The organism is Streptomyces sp. NPDC037242 (assembly GCF_055604165.1).
This window is the reverse complement of the sequence record NZ_JBVJUY010000014.1, coordinates 1-24,098: the sequence shown is the minus strand read 5'-3', so window position 1 is coordinate 24,098 and position 24,098 is coordinate 1. Positions and strand designations below refer to the sequence as shown.

At 70.4% G+C, this 24,098-nt stretch carries 24 protein-coding genes; 19 read left to right on the top strand and 5 right to left on the bottom strand.

Features of this window, described 5'->3' with window-relative positions; all coding sequences use genetic code 11:
* The first annotated feature begins 25 nt into the window (after positions 1-25).
* From ACZ7GJ_RS18325 to ACZ7GJ_RS18265, 13 genes are all read left to right on the top strand, one after another.
* The gene (locus ACZ7GJ_RS18325) at positions 26-865 is read left to right on the top strand and encodes an S-methyl-5'-thioadenosine phosphorylase (protein WP_470752872.1); all 840 of its coding nucleotides are present in this window, start codon (positions 26-28) and stop codon (positions 863-865) included.
* Between the two features lie 122 nt (positions 866-987).
* A complete protein-coding gene (locus tag ACZ7GJ_RS18320; protein WP_365921250.1) occupies positions 988-1,815 on the top strand; it encodes a hypothetical protein in 828 nt (275 codons plus the stop codon).
* A 42-nt stretch (positions 1,816-1,857) separates the two neighbouring features.
* Complete coding sequence (locus ACZ7GJ_RS18315) at positions 1,858-2,460, top strand: histidine phosphatase family protein (protein ID WP_470752870.1); 603 nt, start codon at positions 1,858-1,860, stop codon at positions 2,458-2,460.
* Positions 2,461-2,516: 56 nt separating this feature from the next.
* Positions 2,517-3,095, top strand: a complete 579-nt coding sequence (locus tag ACZ7GJ_RS18310; protein ID WP_470752868.1) for a cupin domain-containing protein — start codon at positions 2,517-2,519, stop codon at positions 3,093-3,095.
* Between the two features lies 1 nt (position 3,096).
* A complete protein-coding gene (locus ACZ7GJ_RS18305; protein ID WP_470752866.1) occupies positions 3,097-3,870 on the top strand; it encodes an SDR family NAD(P)-dependent oxidoreductase in 774 nt (257 codons plus the stop codon).
* Between the two features lie 53 nt (positions 3,871-3,923).
* The gene (locus ACZ7GJ_RS18300; protein ID WP_470752865.1) at positions 3,924-4,685 is read left to right on the top strand and encodes a hypothetical protein; all 762 of its coding nucleotides are present in this window, start codon (positions 3,924-3,926) and stop codon (positions 4,683-4,685) included.
* A 47-nt stretch (positions 4,686-4,732) separates the two neighbouring features.
* A complete protein-coding gene (locus ACZ7GJ_RS18295; RefSeq protein WP_470752864.1) occupies positions 4,733-5,563 on the top strand; it encodes a hypothetical protein in 831 nt (276 codons plus the stop codon).
* Between the two features lie 2 nt (positions 5,564-5,565).
* Entirely contained in the window at positions 5,566-7,005 is a 1,440-nt protein-coding gene (locus ACZ7GJ_RS18290) for an MFS transporter (RefSeq protein WP_470752862.1), read from the top strand.
* Positions 6,995-8,050, top strand: a complete 1,056-nt coding sequence (locus ACZ7GJ_RS18285; protein WP_470752861.1) for a leucine-rich repeat domain-containing protein — start codon at positions 6,995-6,997, stop codon at positions 8,048-8,050. The genes ACZ7GJ_RS18290 and ACZ7GJ_RS18285 overlap by 11 nt, the downstream gene beginning before the upstream one ends.
* A 108-nt stretch (positions 8,051-8,158) precedes the next feature.
* Positions 8,159-8,713, top strand: a complete 555-nt coding sequence (locus tag ACZ7GJ_RS18280; RefSeq protein ID WP_470752859.1) for an adenine phosphoribosyltransferase — start codon at positions 8,159-8,161, stop codon at positions 8,711-8,713.
* A gap of 456 nt (positions 8,714-9,169) precedes the next feature.
* On the top strand, positions 9,170-10,582 hold the full coding sequence (locus ACZ7GJ_RS18275) for a family 2B encapsulin nanocompartment shell protein (RefSeq protein ID WP_470752858.1): 1,413 nt from the start codon (positions 9,170-9,172) through the stop codon (positions 10,580-10,582).
* Between the two features lie 98 nt (positions 10,583-10,680).
* The gene (locus ACZ7GJ_RS18270; RefSeq protein ID WP_470752856.1) at positions 10,681-12,018 is read left to right on the top strand and encodes a family 2 encapsulin nanocompartment cargo protein terpene cyclase; all 1,338 of its coding nucleotides are present in this window, start codon (positions 10,681-10,683) and stop codon (positions 12,016-12,018) included.
* A 15-nt stretch (positions 12,019-12,033) separates the two neighbouring features.
* Entirely contained in the window at positions 12,034-12,915 is an 882-nt protein-coding gene (locus ACZ7GJ_RS18265) for a geranyl diphosphate 2-C-methyltransferase (protein ID WP_470752854.1), read from the top strand.
* A gap of 58 nt (positions 12,916-12,973) precedes the next feature.
* Here ACZ7GJ_RS18265 and ACZ7GJ_RS18260 read toward each other — a convergent pair whose 3' ends face one another.
* Positions 12,974-13,321, bottom strand: a complete 348-nt coding sequence (locus ACZ7GJ_RS18260; protein ID WP_470752853.1) for a protease inhibitor I9 family protein — start codon at positions 13,319-13,321, stop codon at positions 12,974-12,976.
* 365 nt (positions 13,322-13,686) lie between these two features.
* Between ACZ7GJ_RS18260 and ACZ7GJ_RS18255 the strand changes: the two genes are divergently transcribed.
* Positions 13,687-14,055 (top strand): hypothetical protein, encoded by a 369-nt coding sequence (locus tag ACZ7GJ_RS18255; RefSeq protein ID WP_470752851.1) that lies wholly within the window; start codon positions 13,687-13,689, stop codon positions 14,053-14,055.
* Here ACZ7GJ_RS18255 and ACZ7GJ_RS18250 read toward each other — a convergent pair.
* The 3 genes from ACZ7GJ_RS18250 to ACZ7GJ_RS18240 all read right to left on the bottom strand — a co-directional run bounded on the left by ACZ7GJ_RS18250 (position 14,024) and on the right by ACZ7GJ_RS18240 (position 16,838).
* Positions 14,024-15,112 carry a response regulator gene (locus ACZ7GJ_RS18250; RefSeq protein ID WP_470752849.1) on the bottom strand — a complete coding sequence of 363 codons (1,089 nt, stop codon included), beginning with the start codon at positions 15,110-15,112 and terminating at the stop codon, positions 14,024-14,026. The two genes, ACZ7GJ_RS18255 and ACZ7GJ_RS18250, sit on opposite strands and share 32 nt — an antisense overlap.
* Entirely contained in the window at positions 15,105-15,341 is a 237-nt protein-coding gene (locus ACZ7GJ_RS18245; RefSeq protein WP_470752848.1) for a hypothetical protein, read from the bottom strand. Before ACZ7GJ_RS18245 ends, ACZ7GJ_RS18250 begins: the two co-directional genes overlap by 8 nt.
* A 387-nt stretch (positions 15,342-15,728) precedes the next feature.
* Complete coding sequence (locus ACZ7GJ_RS18240; protein WP_470752846.1) at positions 15,729-16,838, bottom strand: alpha/beta hydrolase; 1,110 nt, start codon at positions 16,836-16,838, stop codon at positions 15,729-15,731.
* A 197-nt stretch (positions 16,839-17,035) separates the two neighbouring features.
* Between ACZ7GJ_RS18240 and ACZ7GJ_RS18235 the strand changes: the two genes are divergently transcribed.
* From ACZ7GJ_RS18235 to ACZ7GJ_RS18220, 4 genes are all read left to right on the top strand, one after another.
* Positions 17,036-17,710: a phosphatase PAP2 family protein gene (locus ACZ7GJ_RS18235; RefSeq protein ID WP_470752844.1), complete on the top strand. Its 675-nt coding sequence runs from the start codon at positions 17,036-17,038 to the stop codon at positions 17,708-17,710.
* 188 nt (positions 17,711-17,898) lie between these two features.
* Complete coding sequence (locus tag ACZ7GJ_RS18230) at positions 17,899-19,467, top strand: APC family permease (protein ID WP_470752842.1); 1,569 nt, start codon at positions 17,899-17,901, stop codon at positions 19,465-19,467.
* A 27-nt stretch (positions 19,468-19,494) separates the two neighbouring features.
* Complete coding sequence (locus tag ACZ7GJ_RS18225; RefSeq protein WP_470752840.1) at positions 19,495-21,132, top strand: flavin monoamine oxidase family protein; 1,638 nt, start codon at positions 19,495-19,497, stop codon at positions 21,130-21,132.
* 231 nt (positions 21,133-21,363) lie between these two features.
* Entirely contained in the window at positions 21,364-22,608 is a 1,245-nt protein-coding gene (locus tag ACZ7GJ_RS18220; protein ID WP_470752837.1) for an MFS transporter, read from the top strand.
* Positions 22,609-22,701: 93 nt separating this feature from the next.
* On the opposite strand, the gene ACZ7GJ_RS18215 is transcribed toward ACZ7GJ_RS18220, so the two are convergent.
* Positions 22,702-23,106 carry a DUF5997 family protein gene (locus tag ACZ7GJ_RS18215; RefSeq protein ID WP_470752835.1) on the bottom strand — a complete coding sequence of 135 codons (405 nt, stop codon included), beginning with the start codon at positions 23,104-23,106 and terminating at the stop codon, positions 22,702-22,704.
* 58 nt (positions 23,107-23,164) lie between these two features.
* Between ACZ7GJ_RS18215 and ACZ7GJ_RS18210 the strand changes: the two genes are divergently transcribed.
* A complete protein-coding gene (locus tag ACZ7GJ_RS18210) occupies positions 23,165-23,944 on the top strand; it encodes a LysR family substrate-binding domain-containing protein (RefSeq protein ID WP_470752834.1) in 780 nt (259 codons plus the stop codon).
* Positions 23,945-24,098: the final 154 nt, after the last annotated feature.

Sequence of the window (24,098 nt, the reverse complement as noted above, 5' to 3'; positions counted from 1 at the left end):
GCACGTAGCCAGAAAGAGGCACAACATGACCCAGCTGTCCGACGTCGAAATCGGCGTGATCGGCGGATCCGGCTTCTACCAGTTCCTCGACGACATCACCGAGGTGGCCGTCGACACCCCGTACGGGAAGCCCAGCGACTCCCTCATGATCGGTGAACTCGCCGGCCGCAAGGTGGCGTTCCTGCCGCGACACGGCCGCGAGCACTCGGTGCCGCCGCACCGGATCAACTACCGGGCCAACCTCTGGGCCCTGCGGGCGGCCGGCGCCCGCCAGATCATCGCCCCGTGCGCGGTCGGCAGCCTCCGCAGGGAGCTGGGCCCCGGCACGCTCGTCGTGCCCGACCAGTTCGTGGACCGCACCTACGGCCGTGACCAGACCTTCTTCGACGGCTACCAGCGCCCCGACGGCCAGACCCCGAAGGTCGTGCACACCCCCACGGCCGACCCGTACTGCCCCACGGGCCGTGCTGTCGTGATGACCGCCGCCCGCGAGGAAGGCTGGGAGGAGGCCCAGGACGGCGGAACCCTCGTCGTCATCCAGGGCCCCCGGTTCTCGACCCGCGCCGAGTCCCGCTGGTACTCCGAGCAGGGCTGGTCGGTCGTCGGCATGACCGGCTTCCCGGAGGCACCGCTCGCGAGGGAACTCGGCCTCTGCTACACCTCCGTCGCGCTCGTCACCGACCACGACGCGGGCGTCGAGGTCGGCGAGGGCGTCACCCACGAGGACGTCCTCAAGGTCTTCGGCCAGAACATCGACCGCCTGCGCCCCGTCCTGGCCAACGCGCTCAAGGCACTGCCCGTCGAGCGGAACTGCCTGTGCAGCCGTGTCCTCGACGGTGTCGACACCGGCATCGAACTGCCCTGACGGCCGGTCTCGACGCCCGGCCCCCGATCGACCGCTGAGCGGCCTCCGATCGACCCCAGCCTCACCCCCCTGTCGGAGCGGCCACAGCCGGCCGCCCACCCAACCGAAGGATGCGCAATCACATGATCAGCCCCAAGATGCCCGAGAACGAGAGCGTCTACAGCCGCAGCGGCGACTCCGTGGTCTTCAACCAGCTCGCCCTGAAGATCGAGATGGACGAGGTCAGCAACGAGGACTACTACCGCTGGCTCGACGACATGATCGCCACCATCGGCGACCGCGTCCCCGGCGCCCAGATCGTGGAGAAGGAGAACGCCCGCCAGGCGCCCCCGCTCAACACCGCGATCTACTACGACACCGAGGACTACCGGATCCTGCAGACCGGCGCGCTGCTGCGCACCTCCTGCAACAAGATCACGCACGCCTTCTGCGCCTTCAAGGCCGCCCAGGACGAGAACCACGTCCGCCGCGACCACCGCCACGTCTTCGACGGCGAGGAGAAGGCCACCATCCAGGCCGCCCCGGACTCCCCGGAAGCCGTCGCGGTCGTCCAGCGACTGCTCGCCCGCACCGACATCGACCACCCGGGTCTGCACCTGGAGGAGACGTACGGGATCCCGCGCACCGAGCTGATCCCGACCGTCAAGCTCGACGACCTCCGCTACACCTTCTTCGTCTGGCTGGACAAGCGGGACGCGCTGCGGTGCAGCATCGACCGGGCCACCGTGTCCAACCTGCGACTGCCCGAGAGCGAGCGCGTCGAGCGTCCCGTCTCCGAGGTCGAACTGGCCATCTACCCGCGCATCGAGCCGGAGATCGCCCAGGACCCCCGTGTGGTGGAGCTGTTCAACGTGCTCTCCGAGGACCTGTGCGCGCGCTTCGACACCAAGGTCACCTCCGACATCAAGTACCAGCGCTCGGCGACCGCCCTGGGCATGGGCGGCCGCTGACCGCGAGGAAGGCAGAGGGCAGGCAGCCGTGGAGGACAACCAGTGAAGATCTATCTCGTGCGCCACGGCCAGTCGCAGTGGCAGCTCAACCCCAGTGAGGACTGGGACACCAGTCTCAGCCCGCTCGGGCACGACCAGGCCAAGCACCTGGGGCAGTGGTTCGCCGGGGACGCCGCCCTCGACGCCACCACCCGGCTGGCCGTCGGCAGCCTCGTGGCCAGCCCGCTGAAGCGGGCCCGTGAGACGGCCGAGTACCTGGGCGACTCCCTCGGGCTGGTCGCGGACGTACAGCCCACCCTCAAGGAGGCCGCGTTCCACGTCGTCTCCGAACTCCCCAAAGCGGCCGCGCCGTTCGCACCGTGGCCCGAGGTTCCGCTCTCCGAGCGCTACCTCGACTTCCGGGCGCAGGCGCGGACCGCTCTGGCGGAACTCACCCGGCGGGCCGAGGAGACGGGGCAGCCGGTGCTCGCCGTGACGCACGGCGGGCTGATCAAGACGGTCTTCCGCACCATCGCGGAGTCCGACGCCTTCTGTCTCAAGCTCTACAACTGCGGCATCAACGCGATCGAGTGGACCAACGGCAGGTGGCGGGTGGTGCACGTCAACCTCATGGACCACCTGCCGCCCGCACTGCGCACCACCTGACGGCCGCACCGGCCACAGGCCACCGGCCCCGGCCCACGGCCCCCGGAAAGGAAGCCATGCAAGCACCCCGGCCCACGGCCGAAGACCTCACCACCCTCTACGGTCTGCGGCCCATGCCGCTGGAAGGGGGCCTGTTCACGCGTACGTGGGCGGGCCCGCCCCAGCCCGACGGGCGCCCCACCGGCTCGGCGATCACCGTACTGCTCTCGCCCGAGGACAACCAGTTCTCGGCGATGCACAGGCTCCCCACCGATGAGGTCTGGCACTTCTACCTGGGCGACCCGGTCGAACTGGTGCTGCTCGAACCGGACGGCGGCAGCCGCGTGGTCGTCCTGGGCCAGGACGTACTGGGCGGCCAGCACGTCCAGTACACGGTCACCGCCGGTACGTGGATGGGCGGCCGGGTCGTGTCCGGAGGCGAGTGGGCACTCTTCGGCTGCACCATGGCGCCCGGATTCAGCTCCGCGGACTACGAGGGCGGCGACGCACAGGTGCTCGGCGCCCAGTACCCCGAGGCGGCCGATCTCATCGAGGCACTGTGCCGGCCCGGAGTCCCGCTGCGCCACCCGGCCGGGTCCGAGGGTGCGATCGGCGGGCCCGCCCGCACCCCCGCGACCGCCCCGCGGGAGAACTGACATGGACCGCGCGGGCCTGCCCGACCTGACCGGGCAGAGCGTCCTGGTCACCGGCGCCAGCGGCGGGATCGGCAGTGCCATCGCCCGACGCTTCGCACAGGCCGGCGCGGCCGTGGTCGTCCACGGACACAGCGGCAAGGGCCGGGCCGAGCAGCTCGCCGCGGAGCTGACGGCCCAAGGCCACCGGGCCCTCGCCCTGTCCGCGGACCTCACCGACGAGGCCGCGTGCCGTCGCCTGGTGGCGGACAGCGCCGCATGGTCCGGACGGCTCACCGGACTCGTCAACTGCGCCGGCATCCAGCCGGTGCGGGAGCTGGCCGCCATGACCACCGCCGAGTGGCGACAGGTACTCGACACCAACCTGGCGGGCGCCTTCACCTGCACCCAGGCAGCGGCCCCCGTCCTGGCGGAACACGGAGGCGGGAGCATCACCCACATCGCCTCCATCGAGGGACGCCACCCGGCCCTCGACCATGCCCACTACTGCGCTTCCAAAGCCGCCCTCATCATGCACGCCCGTACCGCCGCACTCGAATACGGGCGTCTGGGGATCCGGGTGAACACCGTCTCGCCCGGACTGATCGACCGGCCGGGACTCCCGGAGGAATGGCCCGAAGGGGTCCGGCGATGGCAGAAGGCCGCGCCTCTGGGGCGGCTCGGCAGGGCGCAGGACGTGGCGGACGCCTGCGTCTTCCTGGCTTCCCCGCTCGCGTCCTGGATCAGTGGCCACGACCTCGTCGTGGACGGCGGAGTCTCCTCCGCACCCACCTGGTAGGCGGGCCGGCCACCTCCGGCCCTACGGCACACAACAGTCAAGGAGCCGCACCCATGAGCACCCTGAGCACGCCCGCTTCGAGACGTACGGGAACACCTCCCACCTACGACGAGGTCTGCCGACAGCTCGCGGACCTGCCGATCGACCGCAGCGAGAGCACCGTGCGGTCCAACCTCGAACTCGTACACACCCTCGGCTCGGGTGAGAACCTCTCGGCCCTGCTGACCGAGATACTCGGCGACGAGAAGCTGCTCGCCTCCATCGCGCAGCGCTCGTACCCGCACACCAACCACTTCGACAAGATCGTCCTGGTGGACTCGGGAACCCAGCTCGGCTACCGGCTGACCCTCCACCTGTGGAACCCGCCCTACTCCGACGCCGAGGCCGAGGACGAGCAGATCCACGACCACCGCTTCAGCTTCTGGTCCCACGTCGTGGCCGGCACCCTCACCTCGCAGAACTTCGTGCGGGACGCGACCGGAACCCTCTTCGGCGAGTTCCAGTACATCCCCGAGAAGCTCAACAGCGTTGCCACCGTGGGCAACTTCTACGTCAACGTGGGCGACTCACCCCTGCTCCCCACGGACCGCCCCAGCGTCCCGGCGGGTACCTCCTACGACCTCACCTTCGACCAGATCCACCGGGTGATCCTGCCCCACGAGGACCTGACCTGCACCCTCGTGCTGCGCGGACCCCGGCAGAAGAACTACGCGAGCGTGTTCAGCAACTCCGTGAAGTACGACCCGACGGAGAACCAGATGTTCTCCACCGCGGAGCTCGCCGAGAAGCTGCGCATCGTGCTCGACCGCGCATGAGCCGGCAGACCGCCCCCTCCACCCACCCCCACGCTGACGGGAGCCCCGTGCACACTCCTCAGATCCCCTCGGAAGAGCCCATCTACAGCCGGACCGGAGACTTCGCGGTCTTCAACCAACTGGGCGTCAAACTCGCCTTCTCGGACACCATCACGGACGAGGACTACTACGCCTGGCTCGACGAGATGCACCTGCGGATCGGGGAGCTGGTGCCCGGGGCGGAGATCGCCGAGAAGAGCTACGCCCGCACCGAACCCAGACTCAACACCGGTATCTACTACGACACCGAGGACTACCGCCTGCTGCGGGCCGGCGCCGTACTGCGCACCACGTGCAACATCAAGACCCACGCCTTCTGCGCGTTCAAGCTGTCCGAGGACGAGAACGCCGTACGGCGCGACCACCGGTACGTCTTCGAGGGCGAGGACAAGGCCAACATCCAGCGCGCCCCCTCGTCCCCGGAGGCCGTGGCCGCCGTCAAGCGGCTGCTCGCCCGCACGGACATCGAGCACCCCGGCGTCCACCTGCGGGAGAAGTTCGGTGTGACGGGCGAGGACCTGGCTCCGACGATCGGCCTGGAGCAGTACCGCCACCCCTTCTTCGTGTGGCTGGACAAGAAGGACGCCCTACGCTGCTCGATGGACAGGGTCACGGTCTACGACCTGCGCCTGCCCGAGGAGCAGCGGGTGAGGAAGACGTACAGCGAGATCGAACTGCCGGTGTATCCGCACATCGACGACGAGGTCGCACACGATCCGAGGCTCATCCAGCTCATCGAGGCGCTGACCGAATCGCTCAGGGAACGCTTCGGCATCGAGTCCATCCTGGAATCCAAGTACCAGCGCGGCGCAGACGTGTTGGGCATCTCAAGGGGCTGATCATGGGTATCGCTGAGCAACGGGGAGCGTCGTCGACCGCGGCAGGCGCCACCGCACCTGCCGGGGTAGGCGCTCTCGTGGTCCTGGCGACCGCGCAGTTGCTCATCGCCCTGGACTACTCCGTCGTATATGTGGCGCTGCCCTCGATCGACGAGGAACTGCGCTTCGGTTCCGCCGCGCTTCCATGGGTCGTCAGTGCCTACGCCGTCCCCTTCGCGGGGTTCCTGCTCGTGTGCGGGCGTATGGCGGACCTGTTCGGAGCGCGGCGCATGCTGATCGGTGCGCTGTGGGTGATCGCCGTGTCCTCCCTCGGGGCCGGCCTCGCCGACAGCGCCGCCCAACTCCTCGTGGCCCGAGGGGTGCAGGGCCTGGGGGCCGCGGCACTCGCCCCGTCCACCCTGGCCCTGCTGACGAGCACCTTCCCGCTGGGGCGCGCACGGACACGAGCACTCGCGGTCTGGAGCACCACCGGCGCCTCGGGACTCACCGTGGGCGTCCTCGGCGGGGGAGTCGTCACCGACGCCGCCTCCTGGCGCTGGGCGTTCTGGTCCGCCGTTCCCCTGGCGCTGTCCGCGGTGCTGCTGACCCACTTCGTCTTCCGGGCCGAACGCACCGCGATACCGGTACGGGGGCCGGTCGGCTGGGCAGGGGCGATCCTGGTGACGCTCGGCGTGCTGTTCCTGGCGACCGGCATGACCCGCGCCTCCGAGGGCGGGTGGCTGAGCGGCGCCTTCCTCCTGCCGCTCCTGCTGGCGGTGGCGTGCATCGGGCTTCTCGTGCACCGCGAACGGCGCGCGGCGGTACGCCTGATCCCGTCGGCCCTGCTCCAGAACCGCCGCTTCTCGACGGCCACCCTGCTGGCGGCGCTGTTCATGGCGAGCTTCGGTGCGGAGTTCTACCTGCTGACCCTGGTGCTCCAAGAGGACAAGGGATACACGCCACTTGCGGCAGGGCTGGCATTCGTACCCCTGGCCGCCGCGGCCCCCATCGGCAGCGCCGTCACCGGGCGCCTGATGGGCAGCCTGGGCGAACGGCTCACTTTCGCCATCGGATTCGGCGGGGGAGGGGCAGGATTGCTCGTCCTGATGGCGGCTTCCGCGGACATCCCGTACGCGTGGGCGATCCTGCCGGGTCTGCTGGTAAGCGGTATCGGCCAGGGAATCGCGTACACCGCGACCTTTGCACTGGGCACCGCGTCGATTCCCGAGCAACAACAGGGCGTGGGTTCGGGGTTGATCACGATGGTACAGTACTTCGGTGGCAGCGTCGGCCTTGCAATTCTCGTTCTCGTCCTGCGTTCCTCGTCGCCCGACCAGCAGTTCGTGAAGGGTTTCCTCCTGCTTGGTTGTGTGGCGGCTTTCGCGGTCGCGGCCGTTTACGCGCTCTTGTCCCGCACCGGAATTCCGAATGGCCCTCTGAAGGGTGATCCTCGTGGTCGATAATGTTCCGTCCCCGTACTCCTGGGCGTCCGTCACGGATGACACGACAGGCAATGTCGTATCCCTTTCCGCACGCGGGCAGAGGATCGAGGCGGTACCGGAAGACCTGGCAGATCTGGAGACGCTGTCGAAGCTCGACCTCTCCTTCAACTCCCTCGAAGACCTGCCCGAGGGCCTGGGAAGGCTCTCCGGCCTCACCGAACTGCGCCTGGACGGAAACAAGTTCAGCAGTCTGCCGGACGTGGTCTTCGAATTCCCCGGGCTCCATGTGCTGAGCCTGTACAAGAACGATCTCTCCAGCGTGCCCCCAGGGCTCGGAAAGCTCCGTGAGATCCGCGTCCTCAATCTCGCCGACAACCGCCTCTCGTCGGTCCCCGCCGAGATCGGTGAACTGAGCCGCCTGCACACGCTCGACCTCGGGCACAACGAGCTGACGGAACTCCCGCCGTCCCTGGGTGACTTGTCGGGTCTCACCGAATATCTCTACCTGAGCGACAACAAGTTCACGTCGGTTCCGGATTCGCTCTGCCGACTGGACCGCCTCCGCTATCTGAACATCACCGACAATCTCCTGACCTCGCTCCCGGAGCAGTTCGGGAATCTCGTATCCCTGCGCGAGCTCCGCCTCTACAACAACCGCCTCGCGGAACTGCCCCGGTCGATCGGCGGACTCCGTGACCTGCGGGAGGCGCACCTCATGGGCAATGCCCTGACAGGGCTCCCGGAGGAGACGGGCGAACTCGGCGACCTGCGCGAGCTGCGGCTGATGGACAACCACGTGACGGCGCTGCCCGAGTCGATCGGCCGGCTCTCCCGGCTGCGGATCCTCGACCTGCGGAACAACGAGCTGCGCAAACTGCCCGAGTCGATCGGACAGCTCGACGAGCTGACCCACCTGGACCTGCGCAACAACGGTCTGGACGAGCTCCCACCGGCCCTGGCCGGGCTTCCCCGCCTGGAGAAGCTCGATCTGCGGTGGAACATCATCGATCCGCTGCCCGAATGGATCTCCACCCTCGAACAGCGGGGATGCGCCGTCCTGACGTGACCGGGCTGCGTGTCCGAGCCCGCCTGCACCGCCCCGGACCGCCCCCCTCGCACCCGAGTATCAATCCCACCCAGCCAAGGAAGTATTCCGTCCGTGGATCCCGTTGACATGGCAGTTGATGAGACGCTCTCCCTTCAGCAGCGCCTTCTCGGCCGCATACGAGATGTTCCCGACTTCCCCCGCCAAGGGGTCACCTTCAAGGACATCACCCCGCTGCTGTCCGACGCCGAGGCCTTCTCGCAGCTCGTGGACATGCTCGCCGACCTCGCCGTACGCCACGGGGCCACCACGGTCGTCGGCCTGGAAGCCCGGGGCTTCATCCTGGCCGCACCCGTCGCCCTGAGAGCCGGGTTGGGATTCGTCCCCGTACGCAAGGCCGGCAAGCTCCCCGGCGCGACGCTGGCGCAGTCGTACGAACTGGAATACGGCAGCGCCGAGGTCGAGGTGCAGCGCGACGCCTTCGAGCCCGGCAGCCGCGTCCTCGTCATCGACGACGTCCTGGCGACGGGCGGCACGCTTGAGGCGTCGATCCGGCTGATCCGCGACGCCGGCGCGGAAGTCGTCGCCATCGGCGTACTGATGGAACTGGGCTTCCTCGAAGGCCGCAAGCGCCTCCAGCCGCTCCTCGACGGGGCTCCGCTCGAGGCGGCCGTCGCCGTCTGACGAAGCGGAGCCGACCGCACCGCCACACCCGCCCGGGCAGCGCCCGCCGACCGCACTCCTGTGCCGGTCGGCGGGCGCTGTGCTGTTTTCCGGGCCCTCTACGCCGGGCCCTCTACGCCGGGCCCTCTACGCCGGTGGTGGATTCTGAACTCCGGTCGGCGCGGCGCGGTGGCCGAGGTGGCCGGATCCGGCTCCGATCGCGCGCGGAGGGCCGCTCAGCGCCCCTGCCGGGCTCCGGAACAGGGCCGAATATCGCCGGTACCCGGGCAAACACCCGGCGGGGCAAGATCACTGCATCGAGGGACTGCCAGCGGTTTTCCTGGGTCGAATGGGCGCACGGGCGGTTAATGTTCCCCCGGATCTGACGGATTCCATGATTTCGCCCTCTTATTTCCTCTTTCACCGGTGACGCGCACGCATGCCGTTCACCACCCTTACGAAGGAGAGCTCGCCCCGATGACCGTTGACACCAGCCCGGAATCGCAGCTGGATCCGCCCCAGCAGTCCAGCCTCGGCACTGCGGCTGCGCGCAACCTTGCCACCACGACCAAGTCCGCCCCGCAGATGCAGGAGATCACCTCCCGCTGGCTGCTGAAGGTGCTCCCCTGGGTGGAGACCAAGGGCGGCACCTACCGGGTGAACCGCCGACTGAGCTACACCGTCGGCGACGGGCGCATCGACTTCGTCCAGGACGGCGGAGTCGTCCGGGTCATCCCCCGCGAGCTCGGTGAACTGGCCCTGCTGCGGGGCTTCGACGACGAGGGCGTCCTGATCGCGCTCGCCGACCGGTGCGTCCAGCGCGACTTCCGCGCCGGCGAGGTGCTGGTGGAGCGCGGCGCCGCCGCCGAGCAGATCCACCTGATCGCCCACGGCCGCATCAACCAGACCTCCGTCGGCAAATACGGCGACGAGGTCGCCGTCGCCGTACTCGCCGACGGCGACCGCTTCGGCGAGAACGCCCTGCTGGACGCCGATGCCAGCTGGGACTACACCGCCACCGCCGAGACCTCCGGCACCCTGCTCACCCTGTCCCGCGCCGACTTCGCCGCCGTGCTGTCCGCGGCGCCGAACCTCCAGGCGCACGTACGGGAGTTCGGCGCGCTGCCCCTCCAGCGGCAGAATCGTCACGGCGAGGCCGAGATCGCGATGTCGGCCGGCCACACCGGCGAAGCCGAGCTGCCCGGCACCTTCGTCGACTACGAGCTCAAGCCGCGCGAGTACGAACTCTCCATCGCCCAGACCGTGCTGCGGGTGCACACGAGGGTCGCGGACCTCTACAACGAGCCGATGAACCAGACCGAGGAGCAGCTCAGGCTCACCATCGAGGCGCTGCGCGAGCGCCAGGAGCACGAGCTCATCAACAACCCGGAGTTCGGGCTGCTCCACAACGCCGCCTTCAAGCAGCGGATCCAGACCCACTCCGGCCCGCCCACCCCGGACGACCTCGACGAGCTGCTCTGCCGCCGCCGCGGGTCCAAGTTCTTCCTCGCCCACCCCAGGGCGATCGCGGCGATCGGGCGCGAGTTCAACGCCCGCGGGCTCTACCCGGACCACGTCGACCTCGGCGGACAGCAGGTCCCGGCCTGGCGCGGGGTCCCGATCCTGCCCTGCAACAAGATCCCGATCAGCAAGGAGAACACCAGCTCGATCCTCGTCATGCGAACCGGCGAGGACAACCAGGGCGTCATCGGCCTCCACCAGACCGGCCTGCCGGAGGAGTACGAGCCGGGTCTGTCGGTGCGCTTCATGGGCATCGACGAGCGGTCGATCATCTCCTACCTGGTCACCACCTACTTCTCCGCCGCCGTCCTGGTGCCCGACGCGCTCGGAGTGCTGGAGAACGTACAGATCGCCCGCCGGCGCGACTGACGGACCTGCCCGAAGGCCGCGACAGCCCGGACCTTCCCGGGCCGGCCGAGCGTGCCCGGGACCCGGGACAGCCCACCCACCCCACCAAGGAGTTACGGATGCCCGACCCCGGGCTCTCCCCTGTGCAGTCGAGCCTGCCTGGCGCCGCGGCCCGCTTCGGAGCCCACGTCCTGGCCACCGCCCTGGCCCACGGGCAGGCCCCGGCGCCGGAGGCCGGCGGCGAAGCCGTCGTCACCCGGCCCGCCCTGCCCACCCGTCCCGTCCTGCCCTTCGGCACCGCCCCCACCGCGACCCTGCCCGTGGAGGTGGGGGGCGCCGCCGCCGTGAGGGAGGCGAGCCCCGCCCTGGACCGGATCCTGCGCGGTCCGAGCGGTCTGGGCACCACGGACCTGCACTGGGCCCGTAGCGACGGGCCCGCGGTACCCGAGGCGCCTGCCGTCCCCGGGCCGCGGGCGGACGCCCTGCACATCCCGGGCCTCTACTACCACCCGGTGGCGGAGCCCGACCCGGTGCGGGTGGAGGAGCTCAGCCGCAGGATCAAGGACTGGGCGCTGGACGAGGTCGAGCTGTACCCGGAGGACTGGGAGGGCGAGTTCGACGGATTCCACGTCGGTCGCTACATGGTCGCCTGCCATCCGGACGCCCCCACCGTCGACCACCTGATGCTCGCCACGCGGCTGATGGTCGCCGAGAACGCGGTCGACGACTGCTACTGCGAGGACCACGGCGGGTCGCCCATCGGCCTCGGCGGGCGGCTCCTGCTGGCGCACACAGCCCTCGATCCCGTCCACACGACGACGGAGTACCACCCGCAGTGGGCGCAGTCGCTCCACGCGGACGCACCCCGGCGCGCCTACCGCTCGGCCATGGAGTACTTCGTCCAGGGGGCCAGTCCCTCCCAGGCCGACCGGTTCCGGCACGACATGGCCCGGCTGCACATGGGGTACCTCGCCGAAGCGGCCTGGGCGCAGACGGAGTACGTCCCCGAGGTGTGGGAGTACCTGGCCATGCGGCAGTTCAACAACTTCCGCCCCTGTCCCACCATCACCGACTCCGTGGGCGGCTACGAGCTGCCGGCGGACCTCCATGCGCAGCCCGCCATGCAACGGGTCATCGCACTCGCCGGGAACGCCACCACCATCGTCAACGACCTCTACTCCTACACCAAGGAACTCGCCAGCCCCGGGCGGCACTTGAACCTGCCGGTGGTGATCGCCGAACGCGAGAACTGCTCCGACCAGGAGGGCTACCTGAAGGCCGTGGAGGTCCACAACGACCTCATGCGCGACTTCGAGGCCGCGGCCGCCGAACTGGCGCTCGCCTGCCCCGTCCCCAACGTGCTGCGCTTCCTGCGGGGAGTGGCCGTATGGGTCGACGGCAACCACTACTGGCACCAGACCAACACCTATCGCTACAGCCTGCCCGATTTCTGGTAAGGATTGGACCTATCGATGACCAGCATTGATCTCACCACCACGTCCCCGTCCGTGCTCATCCCCTCCCCGGCGACGCCGTACCAGGGGGACATCGCCCGGTACTGGAACGACGAGGCCCGGCCCGTGAACCTGCGCCTCGGAGATGTGGACGGCCTTTACCACCACCACTACGGCATCGGCGACATCGACCACGCCGCGCTCGGTGACACCGAGGACAGCGCATACGAGAAGAAGCTGATCGCCGAGCTCCACCGCCTGGAGTCGGCGCAGGCCGAACTCCTCCTGGACCACCTCGGCCCCATCGGGCAGGGCGACACCCTCGTGGACGCCGGCTGCGGCCGCGGCGGCTCGATGGTCATGGCCCACCAGCGCTTCGGATGCAAGGTCGAGGGCATCACCCTGTCGGCCAAGCAGGCCGAGTTCGGCAACCAGCGCGCCCGCGAGCTCGGGATCGAGGACCACGTCCGCTCCCGCGTCTGCAACATGCTCAGCACGCCCTTCGAAACCGGGCAGGCCGCGGCCTCGTGGAACAACGAGTCGAGCATGTACGTCGACCTGGACGACCTCTTCGCCGAGCACTCCCGCATCCTCCGGGTCGGCGGCCGCTACGTGACCATCACCGGCTGCTGGAACCCGCGTTACGGCCAGCCCTCCAAGTGGGTCTCCCAGATCAACGCGCACTTCGAGTGCAACATCCACTCGCGCCGGGAGTACCTGCGCTCGATGGCCGACAACCGCCTCGTACCGCAGGCAGTCATCGACCTGACCCCCGCGACCCTGCCCTACTGGGAGCTGCGGGCCACGTCCTCGCTGGTCACCGGCATCGAAGAGGCGTTCATCGAGTCCTACAAGGACGGCTCCTTCCAGTACGTCCTCATCGCGGCCGACCGCGTCTGACCGGCCACAGGCCGAAGGGGCCCGGCCCGTCACCCGACGGGCCGGGCCCCTTCGCCACTCAGAAGGCGCCGAAGCCGGTGGTCCGACCGTCCTCTTCGATGGACTCCACGCCCGGCATCGCGTGCAGGGCCGCGACCTGGCCGGGGGTCAGGCGGGCGGCGAAGCCGTGCAGGGTGGTGTCGTAGACGTGGACCGGGGTGACGCCGACCAGCTGCGCCACCGCGGCCGGGTCGAGGTCCTCCCGCACGGTGACGATGTACGGGGCGTCGTGGTACGCGGCGACGGCGGACCGGGGAACGGGTTCGCGTACGGCGGCCGTGGCCGTGGCCACGGGCAGGACGGTGACGGCGGCGAGCATGGCGACGGCCACGGCCACGGGCAGGGCTCGGCTCAGACGGTTGCGCATGGGGCGAGGTCATCACGCCCGACGGGGACCGTCAAAGACGTCCGGGGGTGTGGCGGGGGCACGGGTAGCGCACGGGCCGTGCGCTCCCTGATGTGGGGGTGGCCCATTCAGGTGATCTTGGCGGGTGGCCACGGGCCGCGCGGGCCGGGGACAGGCCCTGACGGCGCAGGGGGGATATCCCTTTCTGCAGCTTGTGGGACAGGGCACGTTGCGGCGGGCGCCGGACGATCGGCCAGGAGGAGGCGCCGGTTCAAGCCGCGAATGGGTGGCACCGATGGAGATGAGGGCCGCACCCGCGCAGGCACCAGCCGTGACGGGGGCGGCTCATCCATGTCGACCTTCCGTCCCCTCAGGGAGTTCTTTTCATGCGCCTGCTCGCACGTCTGGCCACCGCCGCCCTCCTCACCGTGACAGCGGTGGCGGCCGGTTCGGCCTCCGCCGCGGCCAAGGAGCTGCCGCTCGACAAGACCTTCACGGTCAACTCCAACGGAGCCGGGGTGACGGCCTACGTCCTCGACACCGGCATCGACCACGCGCACGAAGAGTTCGGAGGGCGGGCCAAGTTGGGCTTCGACGCCATCAACGACGGCCGGAACGGTCAGGACTGCCAGGGCCGCGGCACGCACGTCGCGGGCAGCGCCACCACCAGGACCGCCCGGGCTCGCGCGTGGCACACCACGTGCGAGCCTCGGGCTACGGGAGTCACTGGTGGCGTTCGAGGTAGATGCTGCTGAAGACGGCCACCTTGGCGCGCAGCACCCAGGGGTCGAAGGGCTTGGCGATGTAGTCGACCGCTCCGGCCGCGTAGCCGCGGGCGGAGTGTTCGGGGTCCGTGCCCATCGCGGTGAGGAAGATGATCGGCACGTCACGGGTGCGTGGCCGGCGCTTGATGTGGGCGGCGGTTTCGTAGCCGTCCATGTCCGGCATCTGAACGTCCATGATGATGACCGCGAAGTCGTCGTGGTCCAGGAGCGCCTTGAGTGCTTCCCGCCCGGAGGAGACGGCGACGAGTTCCTGGTCGAGGGTCGAGAGCACGGCGATCATGGCGATCAGGTTGTTCGGCTGGTCGTCCACCACGAGGACCTTGGGCATGCCCTGCGGCGCCGGCGCCGTTCCTGGCAGCGGGACCGCGGTCTGCTGCACTTGTTCGACGGCTTCCAGCTGGCGCTCCAGGAGCTCGCAGCGCTCTTCGGCTTCGCTGCGCTGTTTCTGGGCGACGAGCAGATCCGTGCAGAGCCGGGCCACTTCGTCCTGGAGGGTGTCGCGTTCCCGCAGGAGTTCCGAGACGTCGGGGTGGGCTGCCGCCAGTCGGTCCGCCCGCTCCCGCTCGGTGCTCCATTCGGCTTCCAGGTGGTTCAGGCGCACTTCCAGGTCTGCGATGCGGTGTTGGCGGTCCAGCAGGGCGTCACCCAGCACATCGCCCCGGACGGTGGAGCGGCGCGAGACCCTGTCGGCGTCGGCGAGCTGCTGTTCCAGTACCTCCATGGCGTGCTTCGGCGAGGTGCTGGTGGTGACGGCGGCGCGGTGCAGGCCGCGCACGAGCTCGATCGCCTCGGGGGTCGCGGTGAGCCCCCGGTGCTCCGCGAGGTCGGTGAACAGGTCCATCACCACCTCCCATGGAGGCACGCGGGTCCCGCTCAGGTAGCGCGAGAACGTGCCCGGATCGCGGGTCCGCCGAGCCGCGTACCGCCGCACCGACACCTCCAGTCCGTCGAAGAGTTCCCGTAACGCCTGGGCGAGAGCCCTGGACTCCTGCGTCAGACCATGGCCGAGCGGGCGCAGTTCACCCATTGCGAGTGCCCGATCCGGCGTTCTCCTGGCCCTGCCGGCCGCCACCGGGGTCAGTAGCGATCAGCCGATTGAAGAAGGGCACGGCGAGGCCGGTGGCCGCCAAGCCGTACAGCACGCTGCGGGCGGTCCCTTCGCCGGCGAGGGCGGTCAGCACACCGGCAACGGCCCCCGCCAAGACAGCGAGCAAGAGCACCAAAGTCGACCGCAGCGACAGCAGTGAACGGTCCATCACGTCCCTCTTCATCAACTCCGCGCCGGACCGGGGCCGGGCGCTCCGCAGCTCTTCCGGCAGAGGCCGAAGGAGAGAGTCACAGCATGGAACGTGAACGGACCGTTGCGCCCGGGTAACCGGGACATCGGCAACGTTGGCGGACATCTGGCACCACGGGGTCACCGGCGCAACGCCAGTTTCCGCTCTTCAGCGGCCTGCCCCCCGGATCCGGAGCCATGGCAACACCCGCATCGGCGGTGCAACGGTCACGGACCGAACCACCTGGCGAACCCGGGGAGAAGGCGCATCGCTGTCAGCGCCGACCCGGTGGGGAGTTCCGGGGCCGGTCGCCACCGCGAGCAGGTCCGCGCGAGATCGCCGGCCACGATCGCGCACGGCCTGCGGTCACTGGACCGTGAGGCGGGCGCCGAGCCATTCCAGGGACGGCGGGATCTCCCGCTTCCAGGTGTTGAAGTTGTGGCCGCCGCGGTCGAGGGTGATGGACGAGACGCGCGCGGGGTCCTTCACCTTCTCGATGAACTTCCGTGTCGGGCCGAGGTTGCTCTCGCCCTGGAGGGAGGTGGTCACCAGGTAGGAGGTCTTGCCCTGGGGCAGGTTGTCCAGGCTCCACAGCAGGTCGGATCGTTTCTCCTCGTCCTTGTTGCCGTGGAAGAGATCGCCCGAGTCCCCGTCGATCTCCGGCTTGTAGTCCGCCGACAGGCCCACGCCGGCCGCGTAGTGCTCGGGATGCTGCATGGCGACCTTGAGCGCGCAGTAGCCGCCAGTGGAATCGCCCACGATGCCCCAGGCGGCCGCCGAGGAGGGGACCCGGTAGGCGCTGGATATCGCCTGCGGGAGATCGGAGCCGAAGAAGGTCTCGCTGGCCGGGCCGCCCGGGACGTCGATGCACTGGGTGTTGCGCGGACCGGTGGTGGGCCGCATCAGGATCAGGATCATCGGCGGCATCTTCTTCTGCTTGGCCAGTGACCAGGCCGTCTTGGGGTAGGGCAGGGGCTTGAGCAGGTTCTCCGCGGCCCCCGGAAAGCCGGTGAGGACGACGGCGGCGGGGAAGGTCCGCTGCTCGTTCCCCTTCTGGAAGTACTCCGGAGGCAGGTAGACGTAGGCGGGAGTGGCGACCTTGGACTGGCTGCCCTGCACCATGACCTTCTGGATCTCGCCGCCGATCTGTGGTGTCACCCCGCCGGGGACGTCCGGCTGCCGGCGGCCGAGGACCTTCACCAGCGACCCCCCGCCCGAGTCCTGGGCGATGAGTTCGTGCGGGCTCGCCGTGCCGAGCAGGTCGTCCCAGGTGCCGTAGACCAGCATGCTCCGGTTCACCCCGAGCCCGATCGAGGAGAACACCAGCGCCTGCACGGCGAGCACCAGCGCGACCCGGCCGAGCACCGGTCTCCACCCGCGCCGTGCCAGCCGCGGCCACAGCCACACGGCGGCCGCGAACAGCAGGGCCGTGCAGGTCAGGGTGAACACAAGGAGCGTGGCACTCGTCAGACTCATGGATCGGGAAGGCTCTCTGTCGTGTCTCGGCCCGGGCATCGGGCCCGGCGGCACCGCGCCCGGGTGCGTAACCGGGTAGAGAGGCCTGGAGCAAGATCCGTTCCACCGCGGGCGGCCGCGTTTGCCCAGGTTCGGTCATTACCGGGTTCCGGCCGGCCGGGGTCTAGAGTGCGTGGACCGCCCAGGAACGGAGCCGCTTGCCGCTGAAACCCGCCGCCCGCGAGGACCGGCAGTACCGGACCCTCGGCGCCGTCGCAGCGGTCGCCGCGGTGCTCTTCGCCGTGCTCGCCCTGTGGGTGGTCCGGGCGCCGGGACGGCTGCTGCCCGGTGATGCGGCGCTCCACCACTGGTCCGTCGGACACCGGCCGGACGTCGCCGCGGCCCTGGCGCGCGCGGTCACCGACAGCGGGACCGGAGTCATCCCCTACGCCCTGGTCGTCATGGCGGGCCTGTTCGCGGGCCGCACCTTCCGCCGGCGCGCCACCGCGGCCGTCGGCCTCGCCCTCTGCCTCGCCGCGGGCCAGGCCCTGCGGTTCGGGGCCATGAAGCTGATCGCCCGGCCGCGCCCCGACGCCGTCTACTGGGCCGCCGACGCCGCGCGCTGGTCCTTCCCCTCCGGCCACACGGCCACCGCCGCGATGACGGCCGGGCTGCTGATCGCCGCGCTGTACCTGCGCGGCTCCCCGGTGCCCCGGACCTCGGTGGTGCTGATCGCCGCCTGGGCCGCGACCGTGGGCCTGACCCGTATCTACCTCGGGGTGCACTGGTTCACCGACGTGGTCGGCGGCTGGCTCTTCGCCACCGCCTGGCTGGCCCTGGCCGCCTGCGCGTTCCTGCGCGTCACGGGACGCCGCCGCACGTCCGCGCGCTGACCTCGCCCGCGGGGGGTTTCGCGTACGTCACCGGAAGGTCACGAATGGCGCCGAGGCCCCCGATGGCCCGACAACTCGTCCTGTGCGCGGGGTGATTAGCGGCCCTGATGTCGATTGTGGTCTGCGTCACGCGGTAAGAGAGTGGCCGCCTTCCCATCAGGTGCGGGCGCGAGCGTGAGAGGACTTCCATGTCCAACAGATCCAGCGGCTCCATCAGTTCAGGCGACTCCCGCGGCCCCAGCGGTGAAGTGCAGCGGCTCAAGGCGAACTCGGTAGGTCTGGTCGGGGTGGTGTTCATGGCCGTCGCCACCGCCGCGCCGATCACCGCGATGACCGGCAACCTGCCGATCGCGGTCGGCTTCGGCAACGGGGTGGGCGCCCCGGCCGGATACCTCTTCGCGACCCTCGTCCTCACCGTCTTCGCCGTCGGCTACGTCGCCATGGCCAAGCGGATCACGGCCGCCGGAGCCTTCTACGGTTACATCTCCCACGGCCTCGGGCGGATCGCCGGCATGGCCTCCGGCATGCTCGCGGTCCTCGCGTACATCGTCTTCGAGGCCTCGATCGTCGGTGTCTTCTCGTACTTCGCCAAGACCACCGTCCACGACCAGCTCGGCGTCGACCTGCCGTGGATCCTCTACGCGGCCGCGATGCTGGCCGTGACCGCGGTCCTCGCACACTTCGACATCAACCTCACCGCCAAGGCGCTCGGCGTGATGCTGGTCGGTGAGATCGCGGTCCTGTTCGCCGTCGCCACGGCCGTCCTCATCGCGGGCGGCGGCCCGGACGGCATCCCCCTGGAGCCGGTCAACCCGAAGAACGCCTTCACCGGAACCTCCGCGGGACTCGGTCTCTTCTTCGCCTTCTGGTCCTGGGTCGGCTTCGAGTCGACCGCCATGTACGGGGAGGAGTCCCGCAACCCCAAGAAGGTGATCCCCAAGGCCACCCTGATCTCGGTCGTCGGCGTCGGCCTCTTCTACATCTACGTCTCCTGGATGACCATTTCCGGCAACGGCCTGGCCGGGTCCGTCGAGCTGTCCGCCTCCGCCAGCCCCCTGGACCTGTTCTTCGCCCCCACCCGGGAGTTCATCGGCGGCTGGGCGGTCGACGCCTTCCAGTGGCTGCTCCTCACCGGGTCCTTCGCCTGCGGCATGGCCTTCCACCAGTGCGCCGCCCGATACCTGTACGCGATCGGCCGCGAGGGCTTCCTGCACCCGGGGCTCGGGCGCACCCATGCCAAGCACGGTTCGCCGCACGTCGCCTCCGTGGTGCAGACCGTGATCGCGGCCGCGCTGGTCGCCGGCTTCTGGTTCGCCGGCCAGGACCCGTACACCCACCTGTACACGCTGCTCGCGATCCTCGGCACGATGGCGATCCTCATCGTCCAAACGCTCTGTTCCTTCGCCGTGATCGGCTACTTCCGCAAGAACCACTCGGAGGACCGGCACTGGTTCAAGACCTTCACCGCCCCACTGCTCGGCGGGATCGGGATGACCGCCGTCGTCGTCCTCCTGGTGCTCAACATGGAGACCGCGGCCGGACCCGCCGCCGATTCGCTCGTCTTCGAGCTCATCCCCTGGATCGTCGGTGCGGTCTTCCTCGGCGGCCTCGGCCTCGGCCTCTTCCTCAAGCTGAGGGCCCCGGAGCGCTACGAGATCATCGGCCGGATCGTTCTGGAGGACGCCGCCGAACGCGGCGGGAGCGACAGCGATGAGGGCACCGCCGAGACGACTTCCCCGTCCGCCGCGAACGTCTGACCGTCCGACCGCCGAGGAGCCCACATCATGGCCCGTACGTCCGTCATGCACGCACTCAAGCAGTTCGCCGCCGAACACGCCGCCGCACGCCGGCTGCACCTCCCCGTGGCCGAGGTGCGGGGCCTCAGCCGCCGCGCACTGCTGGAACGCGCCGCGGCCCTCGGCCTCGGCAGCGCCCTGGCGGCCGGCGCCGCCGTCCCCGCCCGGGCCGCCGCCCCCGCACCGGACGGCAGGAAGCCGGTGGGCAACCCCCGGGTCGCCGTCGTCGGGGCGGGCATCGCGGGCCTGACCGCCGCACTCACCCTCAAGGACGCCGGCATCGCCTGCACGGTGTACGAGGCCAACCCCTCGCGGGTGGGCGGCCGGATGTGGACGCAGGCCGGCCACTGGGCGTACGGCCAGACCTCCGAGATCGGCGCCGAGCTGATCGACACCAGCCACAAGAAGATCCTGGAACTGTGCCGCCGATTCGGCCTGAACACCGAGGACTTCCTGGGCGGCGGCCCCAACGGCGCGGAGGAAGTGCTGTGGTTCGGGGGCGCCTACTACCCCCGGGCCCAGGCCGACGAGGACTTCAAGGCCGTGTACCAGTCGCTGCGCCGCGATCTCCAGGAGTCGGGCGAGGTCTCCTGGAACTCGGCCACGCCCGCCGGCACCGCTCTCGACGAGATGTCCCTGTACGAATGGATCGAGACCCGCGTCCCCGGCGGACACGGTTCGCGGCTCGGGCAGTTCATCGACGTCGCGTACAACGTCGAGTACGGGGCCGACACCGTCGATCAGTCGGCGCTCGCCCTGGTCCTGCTCATGGGCTACCAGCCCAACCCCGGCCACTTCAACGTCTGGGGCCTGTCCAACGAGCGCTACCACATCACCGGCGGCAACGACCGGCTCCCGAACGCCATCGCGCAGGCGCTGCCCGCCGGCTCCGTGCTGATGGGGCGCGAACTCACCGCCGTCAGGGCCAACTCCGACGGCACGCAGACCCTCACCTTCAACGACTCGGGGGCCGTCCGCACGGTCGTGGCCGACCACACCGTCCTGTGCCTGCCGCTGCCCGTGCTCCAGCGCATCGACCTCTCGGCGGCCGGCTTCGACCCGCTGATGAGGAACCTGCTGCGCGATGCCCGCATGGGCTACTGCACGAAGCTCAACATGCAGTTCACCAGCCGGCCCTGGCGCGGCAGCGCCGGCCCCTGGCCGGGTGTCTCGGCCGGCGACTGCTTCACCGACTCCGAGGTCCAGCAGACCTGGGACACCACCAAGGTCCAGCCGGGGAACGGGGGCATCCTGCTCCAGTACGGGGGCGGCAGCCTGGCCGGGGCGCTCACCCCCGCGACCCCCTTCGCCACCGAGTCCGATCCGTACGTACGCATGCTCGCGGCCCGGATGCTGACGGGCATCGACGCGTTCTTCCCGGGCACCAAGGCGGCCTGGAACGGGCGAGCGCAGCTGTCGGCCTGGCACCGCAACCCGTACTCCTACGGCGCGTACTCGTACTGGCCCGTGGGATACCTCCACCGGTACGCCAAGTACGAGGGCACGGCGCAGGGGAACGTCCACATCGGGGGCGAGCACTGCAGCTACGACTTCCAGGGCTTCATGGAGGGCGGGGCCACCGAGGGGGAGCGGGCCGCGCGGGAGGTGATCGCCGCGCTCGTGTAGCAGCCGGGCCTGGGCGCCTGCCCGCAGAAATATCTTGACGTCAAGATTTATCTGGGGCAGGCTTCCGCGAGGTATCTCGACATCGAGATACCTTGCGGTGGGATGCGGAGGCCTGGGATGCGGTGGGGGACGGGGACCCGGAAGGTACGACGTGGGGAGGGCGGCGAGCGCGCCGAGGCCGGCCTGCTGGCGCAATTGCGCCGACCACCGGGCGGCCGCGATGCGCGGACCATGCTGCTCGCCCAACTGGTCGACCGCACCGGCACGGGAGTCTGGGCCGCCTCCTGCGTCCTGTACTTCACCTTCGTGGTCGGACTCGACGCCGGGCAGCTGGGCCTGCTGCTCGGCGCGGCCGGAATCGCCGGCATCGCAGGATCCCCGCTGGCGGGCCACCTCGCCGACCGCTTCCCGGTGCGCTCGCTGCTGATCGGCTGCCACCTGCTCCGCCTCGGTGCCATCTGCGCGCTGCTGGTGGTCACCAGCTTCAACGTGCTGCTGCCCGTGGTCGCCGTCACCTACCTCGGCGACCGGGCCGCGAAGACCCTGGAGATGCTCTTCGCCACGCGGGTCGCCGGTGAGCGGCGCTCCACCTACCAGGCGCTGTCACGCAGCGCGGCGAACGCCGGATACGCCGTCGGCGCCGGCCTCGCCGCCGTCGGCCTCGCCCTCGGGACCCGGAGCGCCTACCAGGCGCTGATCCTGGCGAACGCGCTGTCGTTCCTCCTGGCGGCGGTGCTGGTGTGGCGCACCCGGGAGCCGAGCGGCCGCGGGCTCGTGGCCGCACGGCCGGGCGAGGACGCGCCGGACGCCGCGGCCGGGGCGGAGCGGGTCGCCGCGCCGAGTCCCTGGCGGGACGGCGGCTACCTGCGGTTCGTCCTGCTGGACATCGTGATGAGCCTGGACTGCTCGATCCTGGACATCGGGCTGCCGCTGTGGCTGGTGAACCACACGACGGCGCCGCACGCCTTGATCCCGGCCTTCCTCGTGATCAACACGGTGCTCGTCGTGGTCCTGCAACTGCGGGTGTCGGCCAAGGTCGGCGAGCCCCGCCAGGCCGCCGAGGCGGTCTCCCTGTACGGGCTGGCGATGCTCGCGTGCTGCGTCCTCCTCGCCACCGCCACCGGGGGCGGGATCTGGAGCGCCTCGGCCGCACTGCTCGCCGCGGCGGTACTGGTCACCTGCGCGGAGCTGGTGCGCTCGGTGAGCTCGTGGGAACTGGCGGTCTCCCTCGCGCCCCGGCAGGCGCGGGCCCCGTACCTGGGCGTCGCCGGCATGGCTCAGTCCGTGCAGAAGACCGTCGGGCCGCTCCTGCTGACGGGCGCGGTGATGGCGGCGGGCCCGGCCGGCTGGCTGGCCCTCGGGGCCGGGGTGGGCGGCCTGTCCCTCGTACAACGACGCCTCAGCCTGCGGCGGTTGGACGAACTCCGCGACGCTCCCGCCCCCGCCCCCGCGTCACCGCCCGTCCCGGCGCGCTGAGGAGAAGGCCGGCGGGTCCCGGGCGCGTCCGACGCGAAGAAGCCCCGGACCGCGGTCCGGGGCTTCCTGGTGTTCGGCGCGTTCAGCGGTGCGTCAGGCGCGCGGGCCGTCGGTGCGGGCGGCGCGCTCCGCGTTGCGCTCCTTGATCCGCACGGTCTCCTTGCGGACCTCGGCCTGCGTGGCGCGCTCCTTCTGGAGCCACTCGGGGCCTTCCTGCTTCAGCGCCTCGATCTGCTCGGTGGTGAGCGGGTCGGTGACACCGCCGCGCGCCAGGCCGGCGATGGAGATGCCGAGCTTCGCCGCGACGACCGGGCGCGGGTGCGGGCCGTTGGCCCGCAGGTCCTGGAGCCACTGGGGCGGGTCGGCCTGCAGCGCGTTCAGCTCGGTGCGCGAAACGACACCCTCCTGGAACTCGGCGGGGGTGGCTTCGAGGTACACACCCAGCTTCTTCGCCGCGGTCGCGGGCTTCATGGTCTGGGTGGTCTGGTGCGACGTCATGGTGTCAAGAGTAGCGAGCGTGTGCGATCCCGCCGACCACGACCGGTAACCTGGCCGAGTGACAGGCTCGGAAGTACCTCCTTCGTTCCGGCTCGCGTACGTCCCGGGAGTGACGCCCACCAAGTGGGTGCGGATCTGGAACGAGCGGCTGACCGACGTCCCGCTGACCCTCGTCCAGGTGCCCGCCGTGGATGCGGCCGAGGCGCTGCGGACCGGCGGTGCGGACGCGGGATTCGTTCGGCTGCCGATCGACCGTACGGACCTCAGCGCGATCCCCCTCTACACCGAGACCACGGTCGTCGTGATCCCCAAGGACCACCTCGTGGCCGCGGTGGAGGAGATCTCCGTCGGCGACCTCGCCGACGAGATCGTGCTGCACCCCCTCGACGACACCCTCGACTGGGAGCAGCTGCCGGGTCGGCCCGCGCTGGAACGTCCCGCCACGACGGAGGACGCCGTCGAACTGGTGGCCGCGGGGATCGGCGTCCTCGTCGTACCGCAGTCCCTCGCGCGCCTGCACCACCGCAAGGACCTGACCTACCGGCCGGTCTCGGGCGCCCCGGAGTCGCGCGTCGCGCTGTCGTGGCCGGAGGAGAAGACCACCGACCTGGTGGAGGAGTTCATCGGGATCGTCCGCGGCCGCACCGTCAACAGCACCCGGGGCCGTACGCCGACCCCTCCGCAGCCGAAGACCAAGCGCAAGCCCGCGCCCGCCAAGGCGGCGGGCAAGTCCGGCGGCAAGCCGGCCGGCGGCAAGAGCCCGCGCGGCGCGTCCGGCGGAGCCAAGGGCGCCGGCGGCAAGGGCGGCGCCAAGCGCGGCAAGCCCCGCGGCAGGTAGCACCCGGCCGCCGGGAGGCATCGCGGCCGCGTTCACCGGGGACCTCCACCAGGCACCACCCGCGCGGGGGGGGGGGGGGGGGGGGGGGGGGGGGGGGGGGGGGGGGGGGGGGGGGGGGGGGGGGGGGGGGGGGGGGGGGGGGGGGGGGGGGGGG